General features: G+C 67.9%; 15 protein-coding genes. 12 read left to right on the forward strand and 3 right to left on the reverse strand.

Annotation, left to right across the window (positions count from 1 at the left end):
* The first annotated feature begins 188 nt into the window (after positions 1 to 188).
* The 9 genes from LRM18_RS08070 (at position 189) to LRM18_RS08110 (ending at position 9127) form a co-directional block, all read left to right on the forward strand.
* Positions 189 to 482, forward strand: coding sequence for a LysM peptidoglycan-binding domain-containing protein (locus tag LRM18_RS08070; RefSeq protein ID WP_049410686.1), 294 nt, complete (start codon positions 189 to 191; stop codon positions 480 to 482).
* A gap of 45 nt (positions 483 to 527) precedes the next feature.
* On the forward strand, positions 528 to 1040 hold the full coding sequence (locus tag LRM18_RS08075; protein WP_049467593.1) for a hypothetical protein: 513 nt from the start codon (positions 528 to 530) through the stop codon (positions 1038 to 1040).
* A gap of 352 nt (positions 1041 to 1392) precedes the next feature.
* The gene (locus LRM18_RS08080; protein ID WP_049467594.1) at positions 1393 to 3615 is read left to right on the forward strand and encodes an NADP-dependent isocitrate dehydrogenase; all 2223 of its coding nucleotides are present in this window, start codon (positions 1393 to 1395) and stop codon (positions 3613 to 3615) included.
* Positions 3616 to 3924: 309 nt separating this feature from the next.
* Complete coding sequence (locus tag LRM18_RS08085; RefSeq protein WP_270953348.1) at positions 3925 to 4890, forward strand: hypothetical protein; 966 nt, start codon at positions 3925 to 3927, stop codon at positions 4888 to 4890.
* Positions 4883 to 5431, forward strand: coding sequence for an ATP/GTP-binding protein (locus LRM18_RS08090; protein WP_270953350.1), 549 nt, complete (start codon positions 4883 to 4885; stop codon positions 5429 to 5431). The genes LRM18_RS08085 and LRM18_RS08090 overlap by 8 nt, the downstream gene beginning before the upstream one ends.
* Positions 5424 to 5840 carry a roadblock/LC7 domain-containing protein gene (locus tag LRM18_RS08095; protein WP_049467600.1) on the forward strand — a complete coding sequence of 139 codons (417 nt, stop codon included), beginning with the start codon at positions 5424 to 5426 and terminating at the stop codon, positions 5838 to 5840. The genes LRM18_RS08090 and LRM18_RS08095 overlap by 8 nt, the downstream gene beginning before the upstream one ends.
* 53 nt (positions 5841 to 5893) lie before the next feature.
* Positions 5894 to 6253 (forward strand): hypothetical protein, encoded by a 360-nt coding sequence (locus LRM18_RS08100; RefSeq protein ID WP_005419760.1) that lies wholly within the window; start codon positions 5894 to 5896, stop codon positions 6251 to 6253.
* Positions 6254 to 6399: 146 nt separating this feature from the next.
* Complete coding sequence (aceK, locus tag LRM18_RS08105; protein ID WP_270953359.1) at positions 6400 to 8130, forward strand: bifunctional isocitrate dehydrogenase kinase/phosphatase; 1731 nt, start codon at positions 6400 to 6402, stop codon at positions 8128 to 8130.
* A 94-nt stretch (positions 8131 to 8224) separates the two neighbouring features.
* Complete coding sequence (locus LRM18_RS08110; protein ID WP_057495072.1) at positions 8225 to 9127, forward strand: hypothetical protein; 903 nt, start codon at positions 8225 to 8227, stop codon at positions 9125 to 9127.
* 40 nt (positions 9128 to 9167) lie between these two features.
* On the opposite strand, the gene LRM18_RS08115 is transcribed toward LRM18_RS08110, so the two are convergent.
* The 3 genes from LRM18_RS08115 to trxA form a co-directional block, all read right to left on the reverse strand.
* On the reverse strand, positions 9168 to 10742 hold the full coding sequence (locus LRM18_RS08115) for a sensor domain-containing diguanylate cyclase (RefSeq protein ID WP_049467603.1): 1575 nt from the start codon (positions 10740 to 10742) through the stop codon (positions 9168 to 9170).
* A 209-nt stretch (positions 10743 to 10951) separates the two neighbouring features.
* Complete coding sequence (rho, locus tag LRM18_RS08120; protein ID WP_057495071.1) at positions 10952 to 12703, reverse strand: transcription termination factor Rho; 1752 nt, start codon at positions 12701 to 12703, stop codon at positions 10952 to 10954.
* Between the two features lie 228 nt (positions 12704 to 12931).
* Entirely contained in the window at positions 12932 to 13261 is a 330-nt protein-coding gene (trxA, locus tag LRM18_RS08125; RefSeq protein ID WP_005411275.1) for a thioredoxin, read from the reverse strand.
* Positions 13262 to 13771: 510 nt separating this feature from the next.
* On the opposite strand from trxA, the gene rhlB reads away from it, so the two are divergent.
* The 3 genes from rhlB (at position 13772) to ftsX (ending at position 17305) form a co-directional block, all read left to right on the forward strand.
* Positions 13772 to 15505 carry an ATP-dependent RNA helicase RhlB gene (gene rhlB / locus LRM18_RS08130; protein ID WP_270953382.1) on the forward strand — a complete coding sequence of 578 codons (1734 nt, stop codon included), beginning with the start codon at positions 13772 to 13774 and terminating at the stop codon, positions 15503 to 15505.
* A 163-nt stretch (positions 15506 to 15668) separates the two neighbouring features.
* A complete protein-coding gene (gene ftsE / locus LRM18_RS08135) occupies positions 15669 to 16355 on the forward strand; it encodes a cell division ATP-binding protein FtsE (RefSeq protein WP_049424090.1) in 687 nt (228 codons plus the stop codon).
* Positions 16356 to 16357: 2 nt separating this feature from the next.
* The gene (ftsX, locus tag LRM18_RS08140; RefSeq protein WP_154331275.1) at positions 16358 to 17305 is read left to right on the forward strand and encodes a permease-like cell division protein FtsX; all 948 of its coding nucleotides are present in this window, start codon (positions 16358 to 16360) and stop codon (positions 17303 to 17305) included.
* Positions 17306 to 17312: the final 7 nt, after the last annotated feature.

Genomic DNA, 17312 nt, shown 5'->3' on the forward strand with positions numbered 1-17312 from the left:
GGCCGCGGGCCGGCAATCGGCCCGGGCCCGATTCCCCTGGCACAGCCGGCCAGCGGCCGGCACTACCGGGCGTCCATTCCCCCGATTGTTCAGCCGCCCCCGGGGGCGGCTTCACATCTGCACCATCCCCATTTAACAACCGCCATGGCACCGTGCGAGCCACGTAGTCATGCAGACGGGAGTTGTGGATGAGTACCGAGAAGAAAGCCGATTTCTCCGGCGTCAGCAGCAGCGTCGACAGTACCGCCGAACAGGCACCGAAGGCGGACTTTTCCGGCGTCAGCGCCTCGGTGGACAGTACCGCCGACGTTGTCAGTGGCGGCACCTACACCGTGCAGAAGGGGGACTCGCTGTCGAAGATCGCCAAGCAGCATCTGGGCGACGCCAATGCCTGGAAGAAGATCTTCGAAGCCAACCGCGATGTGCTTGATGACCCGGACAAGATCTTCCCGGGCCAGACCCTGAAACTGCCGCCGAAGTAAGCCGGCGATCGACCGCCGTCCGACAATCCCTGGGAGGAACCCCGAATGATCAAGACCACCCCGCTCCAGACCGCCCTGATCGCCGCACTGCTGGGCAGCGTTGCCCTGGTCGGCTGCAAGAAGAAGGAAGAGTCGACCGACAGCACCGCCGCCCCGGCGGCCACTGCTCCGGCCGAGCCGGCAGCGCCGGCCCCGATGACCGGCGCGCCGCCGCCGATGGCCGAAGCCGCTGCGGTCAGCGTATCGGCCGTCACCGTTGGCAAGACTGCAGCCGCAGACAAGTCGGTTGCACCGGCGGCACTGTTCTCGCCGAAGGACGACATCATCGTCTCGGTCAAGACTGATGGCGCCGCCAACAACGTCAACGTCGGTGCCAAGCTGACGTTCCAGGATGGTCAGGTGGCCGGCGAGCAGAACGCGGCGCTGAACACCAGCGGCGCTGAAACCACCAACGTCACGTTCAAGAATGCAAAGGGCTGGCCGGTCGGCAAGTACCGCGCCGAGGTCATGGTCGATGGCAAGGCGGCCGGAACGCCGCAGGAGTTCGAGGTCAAGTAAGTCCTGCCGACTCTCTCCCGGCAGGGCTCACGATGGACGCAGCCGCGAGGCTGCGTCCTTTTTTATTGCGCCGAGCCCAGGCCTCACCCGCGCATGGCGTGGATCTACCGGGAATGTCATGCGGCGGCGCAAGCCCGAGCCGATGAATCACTGCGTTGCAGTACCGCCGCGTATGGCGCGGCTTTGCCCCGCGCGGCTGAAAACGCGACAATGCAGGGGTTTCCCCGCCGCGCGCCCATCCTGACGGCGACGGGGGAAGCGTGGGGCCCGGCCCCGCGCGCGACACGGTTGCACGTGGCCCGGCGCTGGCGCCGGCCTTCCCCTGAGCACTGCTACAGAGTCCAAGTCCCCCATGTCCAAGATTCTCTACACGCTGACCGACGAAGCCCCGTTCCTGGCCACCCAGTCGCTGCTGCCGATCGTTGACGCCTATACCGCCACTGCCGGCATCGTGGTGGAAACCCGTGACATCTCGCTGTCCGGCCGCATCCTGTCGCAGTTCCCGGAACTGCTGGCCGACGCGCAGAAGGTCAGTGACGACCTGGCCGAGCTGGGCCAGCTGGCGACCACCCCGGACGCCAACATCATCAAGCTGCCGAACATCTCCGCCTCGGTGCCGCAGCTGAAGGCGGCCATCAAGGAACTGCAGGACCAGGGCTATCCGCTGCCGGACTACCCGGAAACCCCGGCCGACGACCAGCAGCGCGACTACAAGGCGCGCTACGACAAGGTCAAGGGCAGCGCGGTGAATCCGGTGCTGCGCGAAGGCAACTCCGACCGCCGCGCACCGCTGTCGGTGAAGAACTACGCGCGCAAGCACCCGCACCGCATGGGCGCCTGGTCGGCCGATTCGAAGTCGCACGTCGCGCACATGGCCGCCGGTGATTTCTACGGCAGCGAGAAGTCGGCCACCCTGGCCAACGCCGGTTCGCTGAAGATCACCTTCCACGGCAACGACGGCAGCACCGTCGTGCTGAAGGAAAAGACGGCGGTCAAGGCCGGCGAGATCGTCGACGCCGCTGTGATGAGCCGCAAGGCACTGGCCGCGTTCATCGGCGAGCAGATTGCCGATGCCAAGGCCCAGGGCGTGCTGTTCTCGCTGCACCTGAAGGCGACCATGATGAAGGTCTCCGACCCGATCATGTTCGGCGTGGTCGTCGAAGAGTTCTACAAGGATGTGCTGGCCAAGCACGCCGACGCCATCAAGCAGGCCGGCTTCGATGCCAACAACGGCATCGGTGACCTGGTCGCACGCCTGCCTTCGCTGCCGGAGGCTACCCGCGCCGCCATCGAAGCCGATCTGAAGGCCGAGTACGCGCAGCGCCCGGCGCTGGCCATGGTCAACTCGGACAAGGGCATCACCAACCTGCACGTGCCGAGCGACGTCATCGTCGACGCCTCGATGCCGGCGATGATCCGCGACTCCGGCAAGATGTGGAATGCCGAAGGCAAGCTGCAGGACACCAAGGCCGTCATTCCGGACCGCTGCTACGCCGGCGTGTACCAGGCCGTCATCGACGACTGCAAGGCGCACGGTGCCTTCGATCCGGCCACCATGGGTTCGGTGCCGAATGTCGGCCTGATGGCGCAGAAGGCCGAAGAGTACGGCTCGCACGACAAGACCTTCCAGATCACCGCCGACGGCGTGGTCAAGGTCACCGACGATGCTGGCACCGTGGTGTTCGAGCATGCCGTCGAAGCCGGTGACATCTGGCGCATGTGCCAGACCAAGGACGCGCCGATCCAGGACTGGGTGAAGCTGGCCGTCGAGCGCGCCCGCCTGAGCAGCACCCCGGCCGTGTTCTGGCTGGATGCCGCCCGTGCCCACGACGCGCAGGTCATCGCCAAGGTCGAGCAGTACCTCAAGGACCACGACACTGCTGGTCTGGACATCCGCATCCTGCCGCCGGTGGAAGCCACCGCGTTCTCGCTGGACCGCATCCGCAAGGGCGAGGACACCATCTCGGTGACCGGCAACGTGCTGCGTGACTACCTGACCGACCTGTTCCCGATCATGGAGCTGGGCACCAGCGCCAAGATGCTGTCGATCGTGCCGCTGATGGCCGGTGGCGGCCTGTTCGAGACCGGCGCCGGTGGTTCGGCCCCGAAGCACGTGCAGCAGTTCGTCGAGGAAGACTACCTGCGCTGGGATTCGCTGGGTGAATTCCTGGCCCTGGCCGCGTCGCTGGAGCACCTGGGCAACCGCTACGACAACGCCGCCGCCCGTGTGCTGGCCAAGGCGCTGGACGAAGCCAACGGCCAGTTCCTGGACAACGACAAGTCGCCGTCGCGCAAGCTCGGCGGCATCGACAACCGTGGCAGCCACTTCTACATCGCGCTGTACTGGGCCCAGGCCCTGGCCGCGCAGGACGAAGACGCCGCCCTGAAGGCGCGCTTCGCCCCGTTGGCCAAGGCGCTGACCGACAACGAGCAGAAGATCGTCGAAGAGCTGATCGCGGTGCAGGGCAAAGCCGTGGACATCGGCGGCTACTACCGTCCGGACGTGGCCAAGGCCAGCAAGGCGATGCGCCCGAGCGCGACCTTCAATGCCGCGCTGGAGCAGTTGCGCGGCTGATCCATCGTCGTTCGGTGGTGACACTGGAACCCCGCGCTTCGGCGCGGGTTTCTTTTTTGGGCTTTGGGGGTCAGATCCCTTTGCCCTGCAAAGGGATCTGACCCCAGGCGATAAAACCGTGACATCCGTTGGTCGTCGGAAGGCCGTCAAAGGGGCATGAAACTTGCCCGCGATGGCCGTCGCAGAACCGATCAGCACGCCGCTGCAACCCCACTCAATCTGAGCAGTCGATCACGACGGCCTTCGTCGGCAATGGCCTAGCCTTGGCGACGCGAGACCACCGGGGAGGTGGTCACTCGGGGAACACGGATGGCACGCGTGCTGGTAGTGGGAACCGACATCCAGGGCGAGCAGGCGCTGCTGCAACGGCTGCGCGTGGCCTCGGCACTGCCGGATGGCCAGATCCGCCGCAGCCAGGACCTGGACGACTGCGACCTGCTGGTCATCCGCGATACCCCGGCGTTGCGCAACGCGGCGCAGCGCATGCGCCAGCAGCGTCCGCGCCTGCAGTGCTGGATCGAGGATATCGGCGGCCAGCTGCGTGACGGTGACGGACACCAGGACGTACTCGACGACGGTGCCATCGGCCGCGCGCTGCGCCGCATGCAATTGGCAGCGGAGCCCCAGGCCATGCACGCACCTGCACCGATCCGTCTGGCCGATGGTGCGCACGCCATCACCCGCCTGCTGCGCGAGCGGCTGCCTTTGAGGCAAGGGCAGGCATTGTTGAGCGATGCAGGCGAGCCTTTGCTGCTGATGGATCTGGAGCACGACCAGGCGGCGCTGTTGCAGGAACCGGCGAGTGCGCTGGTGGAGCGCCTGGCCGATGCGTTCGAGCGCCTGCAGATGGATGCGCTGACCCCTGCGCGCCTGCAGGCGCTGGCCGGTGACCGGCCCCGCCAGCCGCTGCGGCCGCTGTTGTGGCAATGGGCGCAGCGCAGCCGCCATTGGCAGGCACTGGATGAACGCCTGCGCGGTGCCTCGGTGAAGCTGCTGCGCTGGCCGGATTTCCGCGTGCTGGGACACGACCACGATGGTTTCCGCCTGTGCTCGCTGCTGCTCAAGCGTGCGTGCACGGTTGAAGAGTGCGCGATGCTGCTGGAACTGCCGGCGGCGGCGGTGCGCGACTTCATCCATGCCGCCTATCTGTGCGGTTACGCGCAGCTGCAGGCCGCCCCGGCGACGCCGACGATGGCCACCGACGGCAGCCGCGCCGACAGTGGATTGCTTGCCCGGCTGTGGCGGCACCTGCGCGGGAGCGAGCGCAATGCGTGAGCACAAGGTGGTCGTGCTGGGCGGCATGGGCAGCGGCAAGTCGACCCTGGTGCGCAGCATCGCTGCGGGCGCAGTGATCGATACCGACGTGGCCAACAGTGACCGCCTCGGTGCCGACAAGGCCTCCACCACCGTCGCGCTGGACTACGCAGACATCGACCTTCCCAACGGCGAGCGCCTGCGGCTGTACGGAACGCCCGGCCAGCAGCGCTTCGACTTCCTGTGGCCGATCCTGCTGCAGGGCGCGCGCGGCGCGGTGCTGCTGCTGGACGCGCGCCGCGCAGGCCTGGCCAGAGAGCTGGAGGACTACCTGCAGGTGCTGCAGCCGTTTGCATCGTCACTGGCACTGGTGGTGGCGGTCACCCACCTGGACCAGGCGCCGCAGGCGGCACTGGATGACTGGGCCAGCCGAGCCTGCCTGGACGACCAGCCACTGCCGCTGCTGGCCATCGATGCCCGTGACCGGGAACAGGGACTGCTGCTGATGGACGTACTGATGAGCGAAATGGAAGCGCACGCACTGGTGGCTGCGCATGGCTGACGGGCAGATGGCGGTATTGCCCGACGCCGGCCAGCGTGAGCGCCTGCAACCCCTGCTGCAGGACCTGCAGCAGCGGGTCGAAGGGGTACGGACCGTGGTCCTGGCCAGCGTTGATGGCTTCGCCCTGGTCAGCGCCGGAGCCGACGGGCGCGGTGAACGGCTGGCCGCGATGACCAGCGCGATGCTGGCGCTGGCCGCGGCGGTCGGGCGCGAACTGGTGCTGGGTGATCTGCAGACGCTGATGCTGGAAGCCTTGGGCGGCAAGGTGCTGATGCTGGCGATCCAGGCTGATGGGCGCGCGCCGTTGCTGCTGATGGCGGCCTGCGACCAGCGCAGCGTGATCGGGCAGGTGCTGTGGCAGAGCAGGGAATGTGGCCAGGCGATCCTGGCCGAACTCGGCGGATCGTGAGCCCGGCCGCAGGGGAACGAGGGGCTCGAACCAACTTCGACAAGGGGTGCGACGTGGCTGGATTGAATGAATCGTTGAACGCACTGATGGGTATCGACGGCGCGCAGGCCGTGGCGCTGGTCGACTACGAAAGCGGCATGCTGCTGGGCGAGGCCGGTGCCGGCATGGATATGGAAGTGGCTGCCGCCGGCAACACCGAAGTGATCCGGGCCAAGATGAAGACCGCCGCGTCGCTGAACCTCAACGACAGCATCGAAGACATCCTGATCTCGCTGGGCAAGGCGTACCACATCATGCGCCCGGTGGCGAAGAAGAAGGGCCTGTTCTTCTACATCGTGCTGGACCGTACCAAGTCCAACCTGGCATTGGCCCGGCGCAAGGTGCAGGACGTGGAGGCCGAACTGGCGATCTGAGCCGGTAGTGCCGGCCGCTGGCCGGCGTCTGCATCGATCCATCGACGGTCCAGGTGCTGCCGGCCAGCGGCCGGCACTACCTTCGCACTCGACGCCATTGCACACGCCCGCGTATGGTGAAGCCGGTCCTTCCGGGTGAGCCCTGCATGTCCGAGCCTGACATCGCTGCCGAGCTGGCGCCGCGCATCGCCGGCGCCATCCGCGATGGTTTCGAGCAGTACCATGCCCGCTTCGCGGCGATCACCGCCCGTGCACGGCAGCGCTTCGAGCAGCGTGACTGGGCGGGCGCGCGCCAGGATGCGGTCGAGCGCATCGCGTTGTATGACCTGTGCATCGCCGAGCAGATGGATGCACTGCGCCGCCTCGCCGGCGACGTGATCGGCGAGCGCGCGCTGTGGCTGCAGGTGCATGCGCAGTACAGCGCACTGCTGCGGGGACTGATCGACGCCGAACTGTACAAGACCTTCTACAACACGTTGTCGCGGCGCCTGTTTTCCATCCGTGGCGTGGATCCGGCGCTGGAGTTCATCGCCTTCGATGTCGAGCCATCCGACGCGATCACCCATCCGGTCGCCCGGCATACCTATGCCGTCTCGCCGACGCGGCCGGTGGAGGCCCTGCAGCGCGTGCTGGCCGACTACCGTTTCGACATTCCGTATGCGCACCAGCTGCGCTGCGCGGCGGCCATCGCCGTGCGCCTGCAGGACGATCTGGCGCACTGGGGCGATACGCCGGTGCGCAGCATCGAGCTGCTCGACACCGTGTTCTACCGGGAGCGCCGCGCCTACCTGGTCGGCCGGGTGTTCGGCGAACATCGCTTCTCGCCGTGCGTGATCGCACTGGTCAACGATGAGCGTGGCCTGCGTGCCGATGCAGTGCTGACCCGGCGTCGCGACGTTGCCCACCTGTTCGGCGTCTCGCGCAGCTACTTCCAGGCCAACCTCGCAACGGTGGGCGATGCGGTGGTATTCCTGCGCAGCCTGCTGCCGGGCAAGCCGATCGATGAACTCTACACGGTGCTGGGCCGTGCCAAGCAGGGCAAGACCGAGCGTTACCGCACCTTCTTCCGCCACTTCAACGAGCACCCGCAGGAGCGGCTGGTGCATGCCGAGGGCACGCCGGGCATGGTCATGGCGGTGTTCACCCTGCCCAGCTATCCGCTGGTGTTCAAGCTGATCCGCGACCGCTTCGCCTGGCCCAAGGCGATGTCGCGGCAGCAGGTGGAAGAGAAGTACGCGCTGGTGTTCAACCTCGACCGCGTCGGCCGCCTGCTCGATGCGCAGCCGTATCGCCACCTGCGCTTCCCGCGTGACCGTTTCGCACCGGCCTTGCTGGAAGAGCTGCTGCAGCAGTGCGCGCAGAGCGTGCGCGTGGATGGCGACGAGGTGGAAGTGGCACTGTGCTACGTACAGCGCCGCTTCCGGCCATTGAACCTGTACCTGCGCGAGCAGGGCGGCGAGGCCGTGCGCGCGGCGGTACTCGACTATGCGCAGGCGATCACCGACATGGCGCGCAACAACATCTTCCCCGGCGACATGCTGCCGAAGAACTTCGGCGTATCCCGGCATGGCCGGGCCGTGTTCTACGACTATGACGAGTTGTGCCTGGTCAGCGACTGCGTGTTCCGCGCCTGGCCGCAGCCACGTACGCCGGAGGACGCCATGGCCGACGAGCCCTGGTTCCATGTCGGTCCACGCGATGTGTTCCCGGAGCGCTTCGGCCCGTTCATGGGCCTGCCTGCCGGCGAACTGGCGGCCGTGCGGGAGCACTACCGGCACCTGTTCGACCCCGCTTGGTGGCAGGGCCTGCAGGCGCGCTTCGCCGACGGTGACTATCCGGATACGCCGCCCTACGCGGCGGCCCATCGCCTGGCCTGAACGGCGTGGCGTGGACCGCCAGCGGTGGACCGCCTGCCGGTCCCGCTCGGACTGCGGTACGCTCAGGGTTCACTTCATCACCATGGATCCGGCAATGATGCGCTCCCCCTTGTTCCTTGCCCTGGCCCTGGCGTTCGCCGCCGGTGCTCCCCTGCTGCCGGCCGACGCCGTGGCCCAGAACGCGCGCGCGGTGCGCGCCACTGCCGAGATGAGCATGGTGCTGTCGGGCAGCATCGAGGTGGCGGCCGATGGTTCGGTCCGCACGCTGGTCCTGGACCAGCGGGCCATGCTGGCACCAGGCATCGTGTCGTTCGTGGAAGGTGCCATCCGCGGCTGGCAGTTCGAGCCGACGCTGCAGGACGGCAAGCCGGTGGCCGCCCACGCCCCGTTGCGGGTGCGCCTGCGGGGCAAGGAGCAGGAGGACGGCAATTACCAGATCAGCATGACCAGTGTCGACTTCAGTGAATATGATCCGAAGGCTACCGATTCGGTGACCCGGAAGAGCCTGCCGCCACCGCGCTACCCCGAGGATGTCTACCGCATTGGCGGTCAGGGTGACGTGCTGCTGCTGGTCAAGGTGGCCCGCGACGGGACCGTGGCCGACGTCATTGCCGAACAGGTGAACATGACCATGGTCGCGCCGGAGCGGATCATGGCCAAGATGCGCGACCAGCTCGCCAAGGCCAGCATCAGCAGCGCACGCAAGTGGACCTTCGTCCCGCCGACCACCGGCGAGGACAGTACGCGGGACTTCTGGACCGTGCGCGTGCCGGTGAACTTCGCCCTGAACGGCAACACCGGCAGCAACGGCAACGCCCAGCCGGAACGCTACGGCCGCTGGCGTGTCTTCATTCCCGGCCCGCGCCAGGACGCACCGTGGCGCAAGCCGGATGCCGCCGAGCAGGCGGGCAGTGATCTGTTGCCGGCCGGCGGCGTGTACATGGTCGATGGCACCCAGCGCGGCCTGCGCCTGCTGACGCCGCTGGCCCAGCGCTGAGCCCGGCGTGCGTGAAGCGGTCGGCCTGGCCGGCCGCTTCTCAGTCCGCGTACGGGTAGACCACTACCCGGTTGCGGCCCTGTTCCTTGGCCATGTAAAGCGCCTTGTCAGCCAGCCGCAGCGCTTGTTCGGCATCGACATGGAAGCTGGGGAAGTGGGCCACGCCCAGTGACACGGTGATGGTCCCGACCGGTTCGAACGGATGATCGGCGATGTGCTGGCGCAGGCGCTCGCCGGCCTGGCGCGCCGAGTCGGTACTGATGCCCGGCAACAGCAGCAGGAATTCCTCGCCACCGGCGCGGCAGAGGAAGTCGCTGTCGCGCGAGTAGCGGCGCATCTGGTCGGCAATATGGACGATGGCCGCGTCGCCGACGTCGTGGCCATGGCTGTCGTTGATCGATTTGAAGCGATCGATGTCCAGCGCCAGGATCGCGAACGGAATGCCCTGCACCTGCAATGCCTCCAGTGCCTGCTGCAGGCCGCGGCGATTGAGCAGGCCGGTCAGCGGATCGGTGCGGCTGGCGCGGTTGAGCGTGCCGATGCGGTCCTGCAGCGCATTGAAACTGTGCAGTACCGCCTGCTTGAGCTGGGCGACCTCGAAGTACCACGCACGGATGCCGCTGACATGGTTGATCGCATTGCCGGTGTCCTCGCCGCCCTGCACGTTGCGCGCCAGCTGCCACAGCGGCATCGAAATGCGGCGCGCGAACCACCAGGTCACCAGCAGCGACAGCAGGCCGAGCGGAATCGCGTTCCAGATCACCGCGGTCATCAACCGCGACAACGGCTGCAACGTGGCCTCGGTCGGGCGCTGGGCGATGATGCCCCAGCCGGTGGCCGGCACCGGCGCATAGCCGGCCAGCATCGACACGCCCAGGTTGTTGCGCACCTGCTGGGCGCCGCGTTCACCGCGCACCACCGCCTTCACCGCCGGGTTGCCGACCACGTAGTCGCCGACCCGCTTGCCGTCGGCGTGATACAGCAGGCGGCCATGGCGATCGACCACGTACAGGTAGGAGCCATCGCGGTAATAGTGCTTGCCCAGCAGCGTATGCAGCGCGCTGCGCTGGCGCAGGTACAGGGTGCCGCTGACGTAGCCGCGGTAGCGACCCTGGCGGTCGAAGATCGGGTGCGACAGTGACACCAGCAGCTTGCCGGTGGTCGACTGGTACGGGTCGCTGATCATCGGCTGGCGTGCCGCCAGCGCGGCGTTGTTGCCGACACTGTGCAGCACCTCGCCCTGCAGCTGCAGGGTCTGCGGCGAGGTGGCGATCACCAGCCCATCCGCATCCACGACCAGCGAGGAATTGAAGCTGTTGGTCTGCAGCTGCAGTCGGCTGGCTTCATCCTGCGCCTGTGCCGGGTCCAGATCGCCCTGGCCCAGCCGGGTAGCGGCGTAGGCCAGCTCCTGCTGCGCGGCCAACAGGAAGTTCTGGGTGGTCTCGGCCAGCTTGGTGGCATAGACACGGTTGGCTTCCAGGGTATTGCCGACCAGCTGGTCGCGCTGCACCCGGTAGCTGGCCAGCAGGGTGTTGGCCAGCGCGATGATGGCGCTGAGCAGGGCCAGGGCGAGGATCAGCTTGCCCAGGTTGAGGCGGGGGGACAGCGTGCGCATGCGTCGGCGGATCCGGCAGGAGGCTGGACCCGACCGGTTCTCCGGAAGGGGCGACAGCGGGAATCGGTGGCCCTGCCCGCGGGGCCGGGCAGGGTAGTGGTCGAATTATCGCCAAAAGTCGGCGCCGGCAAAGTGAAGTGGGTCGCCCTGCAGACAAAAAAAAACCTGCCGCAGCGAGCGGCAGGTTTCTTCCGACGCAGTGCCGGGACTCAGCGCTTCATCGAACCGAAGAACTCGTCGTTGGACTTGGTGTTCTTCATCTTGTCGAGCAGGAACTCCATCGCGGCCATTTCATCCATCGGATGCAGCAGCTTGCGCAGGATCCAGATCTTCTGCAGCAGTTCTGGTTCGATCAGCAGGTCTTCGCGGCGGGTGCCGGAACGGTTGATGTCGATGGCCGGGAACACGCGCTTTTCAGCGATGCGGCGGCTCAGGTGCACTTCGCTGTTGCCGGTGCCCTTGAACTCTTCGTAGATCACCTCGTCCATCTTCGAGCCGGTATCGACCAGCGCGGTGGCGATGATGGTCAGGCTGCCGCCTTCCTCTACGTTGCGCGCGGCACCGAAGAAGCGCTTCGGGCGATGCAGGGCGTTGGCGTCCACGCCACCGGTCAGCACCTTGCCCGAGCTCGGCACCACGTTGTTGTAGGCGCGGGCCAGGCGGGTGATCGAGTCGAGCAGGATCACCACGTCCTTCTTGTGCTCGACCAGGCGCTTGGCGCGCTCGATGACCATTTCGGCCACCTGCACGTGGCGCGCGGCCGGCTCGTCGAAGGTCGAGCTGATGACCTCGCCGCGCACGGTGCGCTGCATTTCGGTCACTTCTTCCGGGCGCTCGTCGATCAGCAGCACGATCAGGTGCACGTCCGGATGGTTGGTGGTGATGGCGGTGGCGACCTGCTGCATCATCATGGTCTTGCCGGCCTTCGGCTGCGACACGATCAGCGAGCGCTGGCCCTTGCCCTGCGGTGCCATCAGATCGAGGATGCGGCCGGTGATGTCTTCCGACGAACCGTTGCCACGCTCCAGGGTGAAGCGGCGGCGCGGGAACAGCGCGGTCAGGTTCTCGAACAGCACCTTGTTCTTCGACGCTTCGATCGGCTCGCCGTTGATGGTGTCGACGATGTTCAGCGCGAAGTAGCGCTCGCCGTCCTTCGGGAAGCGGATGCGGCCGGAGATGTGGTCGCCGGTGCGCAGGTTGAAGCGGCGGATCTGGCTGGGCGAGATATAGGTGTCGTCCGGGCCGGCCAGGTAGCTGGCCTCGGCCGCGCGCAGGAAGCCGAAGCCGTCCGGCAGGATTTCCAGCACGCCGTCGGCGGCGACGCCGTCGCCGTGGCGGGTCAGCACCTTCAGCAGCGCGAAGATCACGTCCTGCTTGCGGGCACGGGCCACGCCTTCGGAGATCTGCAGCTGCTCGGCGATTTCCAGCAGCTTCTGCGCCGGCATGCGCTTGAGGTCGCTCAGCGAGTAGACCGGGAAGCCCTCGGGCACGTTGGCATGCGGGCGCGGCACGAACGGCTGCTGCTCGCCGCCATCGTTGGGCAGGCCATCGTCGCGGAAGCGGTTGTTGCGGTCACGGTCGCGGCGGTTGCGGAAGCGGTCGCGGCGGTTGCCCTGCCCCTGGCCCTGCTGACCCTGCTGACCGTTCTGGTTGTACGGGTTCTGGCCCTGGTTCTGGCCGCCCCCCTGGTGGTTCTGCTGGCGCGGCTGGCCGGATTCGCGACCCTCGCTGCCTTCGCCACCGCCACTGCTGGCAGGGGCCTCGGCGGCGGGCGCGCTCGGCGCGGGAGCTGCAGCCGGGGCCGGCGCTTCGGGCGCGGCGGCCAGCGGCAGGGTCGGCTGCGCCGGAGCGGCGCTGGTTTCGGCGGCTGCCGGGGCGGCGGCCTTGCTCACGCGGGGCTTGCGCACGCGCTTTTCGGCGGGCGCATCGGCGCTGCCGGTTTCGGAAGTGTTATCGGACAAGAGCGTTATTCCTCGCTTGAAGGTGCGAGCGCCCGGCTGGGGCGGCGAACGTTGGGAATGGGTCTGGAAGGAACTGCGTCCAGAGGGTGCGGCACGCGAACGCGGCCGGATATGCCGACACTATCATCGGCCCGCGGCGCCATGCAAGGGTCGCCGGGAACAGCATTCATCATGGGCGCGGGGCGCCCGCCGGCAGCCGCGCTCGGCGGCTGCCGGGAACCGGCAGGATCAGGCCAGGGCCTTGTCCAGCAGGCCGGCCAGCTGGGCCTTGCCCACCGCACCGATCTGCTCGCCGACCTTCTCGCCGTCCTTGAACACGACCAGGTACGGAATCGAACGCACGTGGTACTTGGCGGCCAGCGCGCGGTTGTGGTCGACATTGACCTTGGCGATCTTGGCGCGGCCCTGGTAGGCATCGGCCAGTTCGTCCAGCGCCGGGGCGATCATCTTGCACGGGCCACACCATTCGGCCCAGAAATCGACCAGCACCGGTTCCTTGGAATTCAGCACTGCGCTATCAAAGTCGGCATCGCCGACGTGTACAACCTTGTCGCTCATCTTGGTTTCTCGTCTTGGATTGCACCCGGCGATGCCGGAGGTGGGTGAACTGGGCCATGCCCGGTGGCGCGACCCTCGTCGTTGCCTCGCGGCGGACCGCCGCGGTGCGTTCGGCGGGATGCCTGGACGCTCACGGCCGGCAGTGTACCCCTATCGCAGGGCAGGGACAGGCGCCAGCTGGAACCCAGCGTATCGTGATCGCTTCGATGCCCGGTATGTGTCGGATTTCACTGTCCTCCTGTAGATGGGGCTGGCAGTGAACGACACCAGCGGCCCGGGCCGGGCCGTTCAAGTCCGGTGTGGCTGGGTGAAGGCCGTGCGTCTCCTGGTGTCGTGAGACCGTCCATTCCGGTTTGCCCGCCCGAGTGCGTTAAACTGGGGCATTGTGCGGCGCGCGGACCGGTGGTCCCAGCCTGCCAACCCGCCGCAGGGGCCGCAGTTTGCGACGGTGCCCCTAGACGATGAAGTGCCAGCCGCCCCACGGGCCGGCGGCCATACCAAGACGGACTCATGAGCGACAAACCGCTGACCGATTTGACCTTCTCCTCCTTCGAGCTGCATCCGGCCCTGCAGGCCGGCCTTGAAGGAGCCGGATTCACCCGCTGCACCCCGATCCAGGCGCTGACATTGCCGGTCGCGCTGCCCGGTGGTGATGTCGCCGGCCAGGCGCAGACCGGCACCGGCAAGACCCTGGCCTTCCTGGTCGCTGTCGTGAACCGCCTGCTGACCCGCCCGGCGCTGGCCGATCGCAAGCCGGAAGACCCGCGCGCGCTGATCCTCGCCCCGACCCGCGAACTGGCCATCCAGATCCACAAGGATGCGGTGAAGTTCGGTTCCGACCTGGGCCTGCGTTTCGCGCTGGTCTACGGCGGCGTGGATTACGACAAGCAGCGCGAGCTGCTGCAGCAGGGCGTGGACGTGATCATCGCCACCCCGGGCCGCCTGATCGACTACGTCAAGCAGCACAAGGTGGTGTCGCTGCACGCTTGCGAGATCTGCGTGCTGGACGAAGCCGACCGCATGTTCGATCTGGGCTTCATCAAGGACATCCGCTTCCTGCTGCGCCGCATGCCGGAACGCACCATCCGCCAGACCCTGCTGTTCAGCGCCACCCTCAGCCATCGCGTGCTGGAGCTGGCCTACGAGCACATGAACGAGCCGCAGAAGCTGGTGGTCGAAGCCGAGACCATCACCGCTGCCCGCGTCCGCCAGCGCATCTACTTCCCGGCCGACGACGAGAAGATCCCGCTGCTGCTGGGCCTGCTGTCGCGCAGCGAAGGCGCGCGCACCATGGTGTTCGTCAATACCAAGGTGTTCGTCGAGCGCGTCGCCCGTTCGCTGGAAAAGGCCGGCTACCGTGTCGGCGTGCTGTCCGGCGACGTGCCGCAGAAGAAGCGTGAGAGCCTGCTCAACCGCTTCCAGAAGGGCCAGCTGGAAATCCTGGTGGCTACCGACGTGGCTGCGCGCGGCCTGCACATCGACGGCATCAAGTACGTCTACAACTACGACCTGCCGTTCGACGCCGAAGACTACGTGCACCGCATCGGCCGCACCGCGCGCCTGGGCGAAGAGGGTGATGCGATCAGCTTCGCCTGCGAACGCTACGCCATGGGCCTGCCGGACATCGAGGCCTACATCGAGCAGAAGATTCCGTCCGAACCGGTCACCAAGGAACTGATGACGCCGCTGCCGCGCCCGGAACGTCCGGCCCCGGCGGCGGGCGAGGAAGGCGACGACAACGAAAGCGTCGGCCAGATCTTCCGCGAAGCGCGCGAAGCCCGCGCCGCCGAGGAAGAGCGTCGTGGCGGTGGCCGCAACGGCGGCCGTTCCGGCAGTGGCGGGGGGCGCGGTGGTCGCGACGGTGAGCGCAGCGGCGAACGCCGTTCGCGCGGCCCGCGCAAGCCGCGCGTGGAAGGCGAGCAGGGCGCTGCCGCCCCGGTCGCCGGTGCTGAAGGCGCCGCCGCTCCGGCCCCGCGTCCGCCGCGCCCGCCGCGCCCGCCGCGCGCCGAAGGCGCACCGGAAGGCGCCGTGGATGGCGAACACAAGCCGCGCAAGCGCCGTCGCCGTCGCCACGGCCGTCCGGTCGAGGGTGCCGAGGGTGTACAGGCCAACGCCGGCAACGGCGCCAGCCCGGTGACCCCGGTGCAGGTGGTGGCCAAGCCGGTGCGCACGGCCGCCGACACCGGTGACTCGTTCCTGACCCGCATCGGCCGCAAGATCCGCCGGATGCTGTCGGGCAGCTGATCGGCGCTGCCGATCAGCGGGTAGCACCCGACCGCTGGTCGGGTGGCTTTGAACGGTAGTGCCGGCCGCTGGCCGGCAGCCATGTGGGTTGCCGGCCAGCGGCCGGCACTACCGATCGTGTGACCGTCTCCACGACGTCGCGCCGCTCCTGCATAATCGGGGCATGAGTGTCCTGCGCTTCGACAATGTCAGCAAACAGTACGCCGGTGGCCACGAGGCGCTGACCGATGTCAGCTTCGAGGTTGCGCCAGGCGAGATGCTGTTCGTCACCGGCCATTCCGGTGCGGGCAAGAGCACCCTGCTCAAGTTGATCCATCTCGACGAGCGGCCGAGCCGCGGCGCGGTGGTGTTCGACGAGCGCAACCTGCTGAAGGTCCGCGGTGGCGACGTGCCCCGCCACCGACGCGCGGTCGGGGCGGTCTACCAGGACCACCGGCTGCTGATGGACCGCTCGATCGCCGAGAACGTCGCGCTGCCGCTGATCCTGCGCGGCACCCGCCGTGGTGACATCAGCAAGCGCGTGCGCTCGGTACTCGAACGGATGGGCCTGGGCCATCGCGAGAAGGCGTTGCCGTCCCAGCTGTCGGCCGGCGAACAGCAGCGCGTCGGCATCGCCCGCGCGATCGTCGGCGAGCCCAAGCTGCTGGTGGCCGATGAGCCGACCGGCAACCTCGACCCGACCCTGGCGGCGGAGATCATGGCCCTGTTCGCCGAGCTGCCCTCGCGGGGCACCAGCGTGCTGGTGGTCAGCCACGACCTGCCGCTGCTGCGCCGCATGCGCAAGCGCGTGCTGATCCTCGACCACGGCCGGCTGGTGGATGACATCTCGCCGCAGGACCTGGCGGAGTAACCATGGCGAAGAACGAAAACAGCGAAGCCACCGCCCCCTCGCGCGTGGGCGTCTGGTTCCAGCACCACGTGCACAGCGTGGTGTTCAGCCTGGGCCGCGCCTGCCGCAAGCCGTGGGCGACCCTGCTCACGGTGATGGTCATGGCGCTGGCGCTGGCCCTGCCGCTGGGCCTGTCGATCGCGCTGGACAACCTCAAGCAGTTCGCCGGCAGCGTGCAGCAGTCGCGCGACATCAATGTATTCCTGAAGGGCGACGTCGATGGACCCGGCGCGCTGCGCTTGGCCGGCCAGCTGCGCGACCGCGACGACGTGGCCGAAGTGAACGTGCGCACGCCCGAGCAGGGCCTGCAGGAACTGCGCGATGCCGGCCTCGGTGAGGCGATCGACGCGCTCAACGACAATCCGCTGCCCTCGCTGCTGGTGATCACCCCGGGCCAGGGCAAGGACGACGCACGTCTGGCGCGCGCGCTGGAAAGCCTGCCCGAGGCCGACCTGGTGCAGCACGATGCGCTGTGGCGCCAGCGCCTGGATGCCTGGCTGGCGTTCGGCGCGCGGCTGGTGCAGGTGCTGTCGGTGCTGCTCGGCGTGGGTGCCGCGCTGGTGGTCGGCAACACGGTGCGCCTGGACATCCAGGCCCGTCGCGAGGAGATCGGCGTGCTGCAGCTGCTGGGCGCCAGCGATGGCTTCATCCGTCGTCCCTTCCTGTACCTGGGCGCGTGGTACGGGCTGGGCGCCGGCGCGGTGGCGCTGGGCCTGATCGGGGCGGCCGGTGCCGCGCTGCGCGTGCCGCTGGCCGAACTCTCGCGCAGCTATGGCAGCCCGTTCGTGCTGCACGGCCTGGACCTGCTGCACGGTGGCCTGGTCCTGCTCGGCACGCTGCTGCTGGGCTGGCTGGGCGCCTGGCTGGTCACCGGCCACTTCCTCCGCCAGACCCGCCCGACCGACACCTGAGACCGGC

It is taken from the genome of Stenotrophomonas sp. PI_27, assembly GCF_027854495.1.
In the GTDB taxonomy this organism is placed as follows: Bacteria; Pseudomonadota; Gammaproteobacteria; order Xanthomonadales; family Xanthomonadaceae; genus Stenotrophomonas; species Stenotrophomonas pavanii.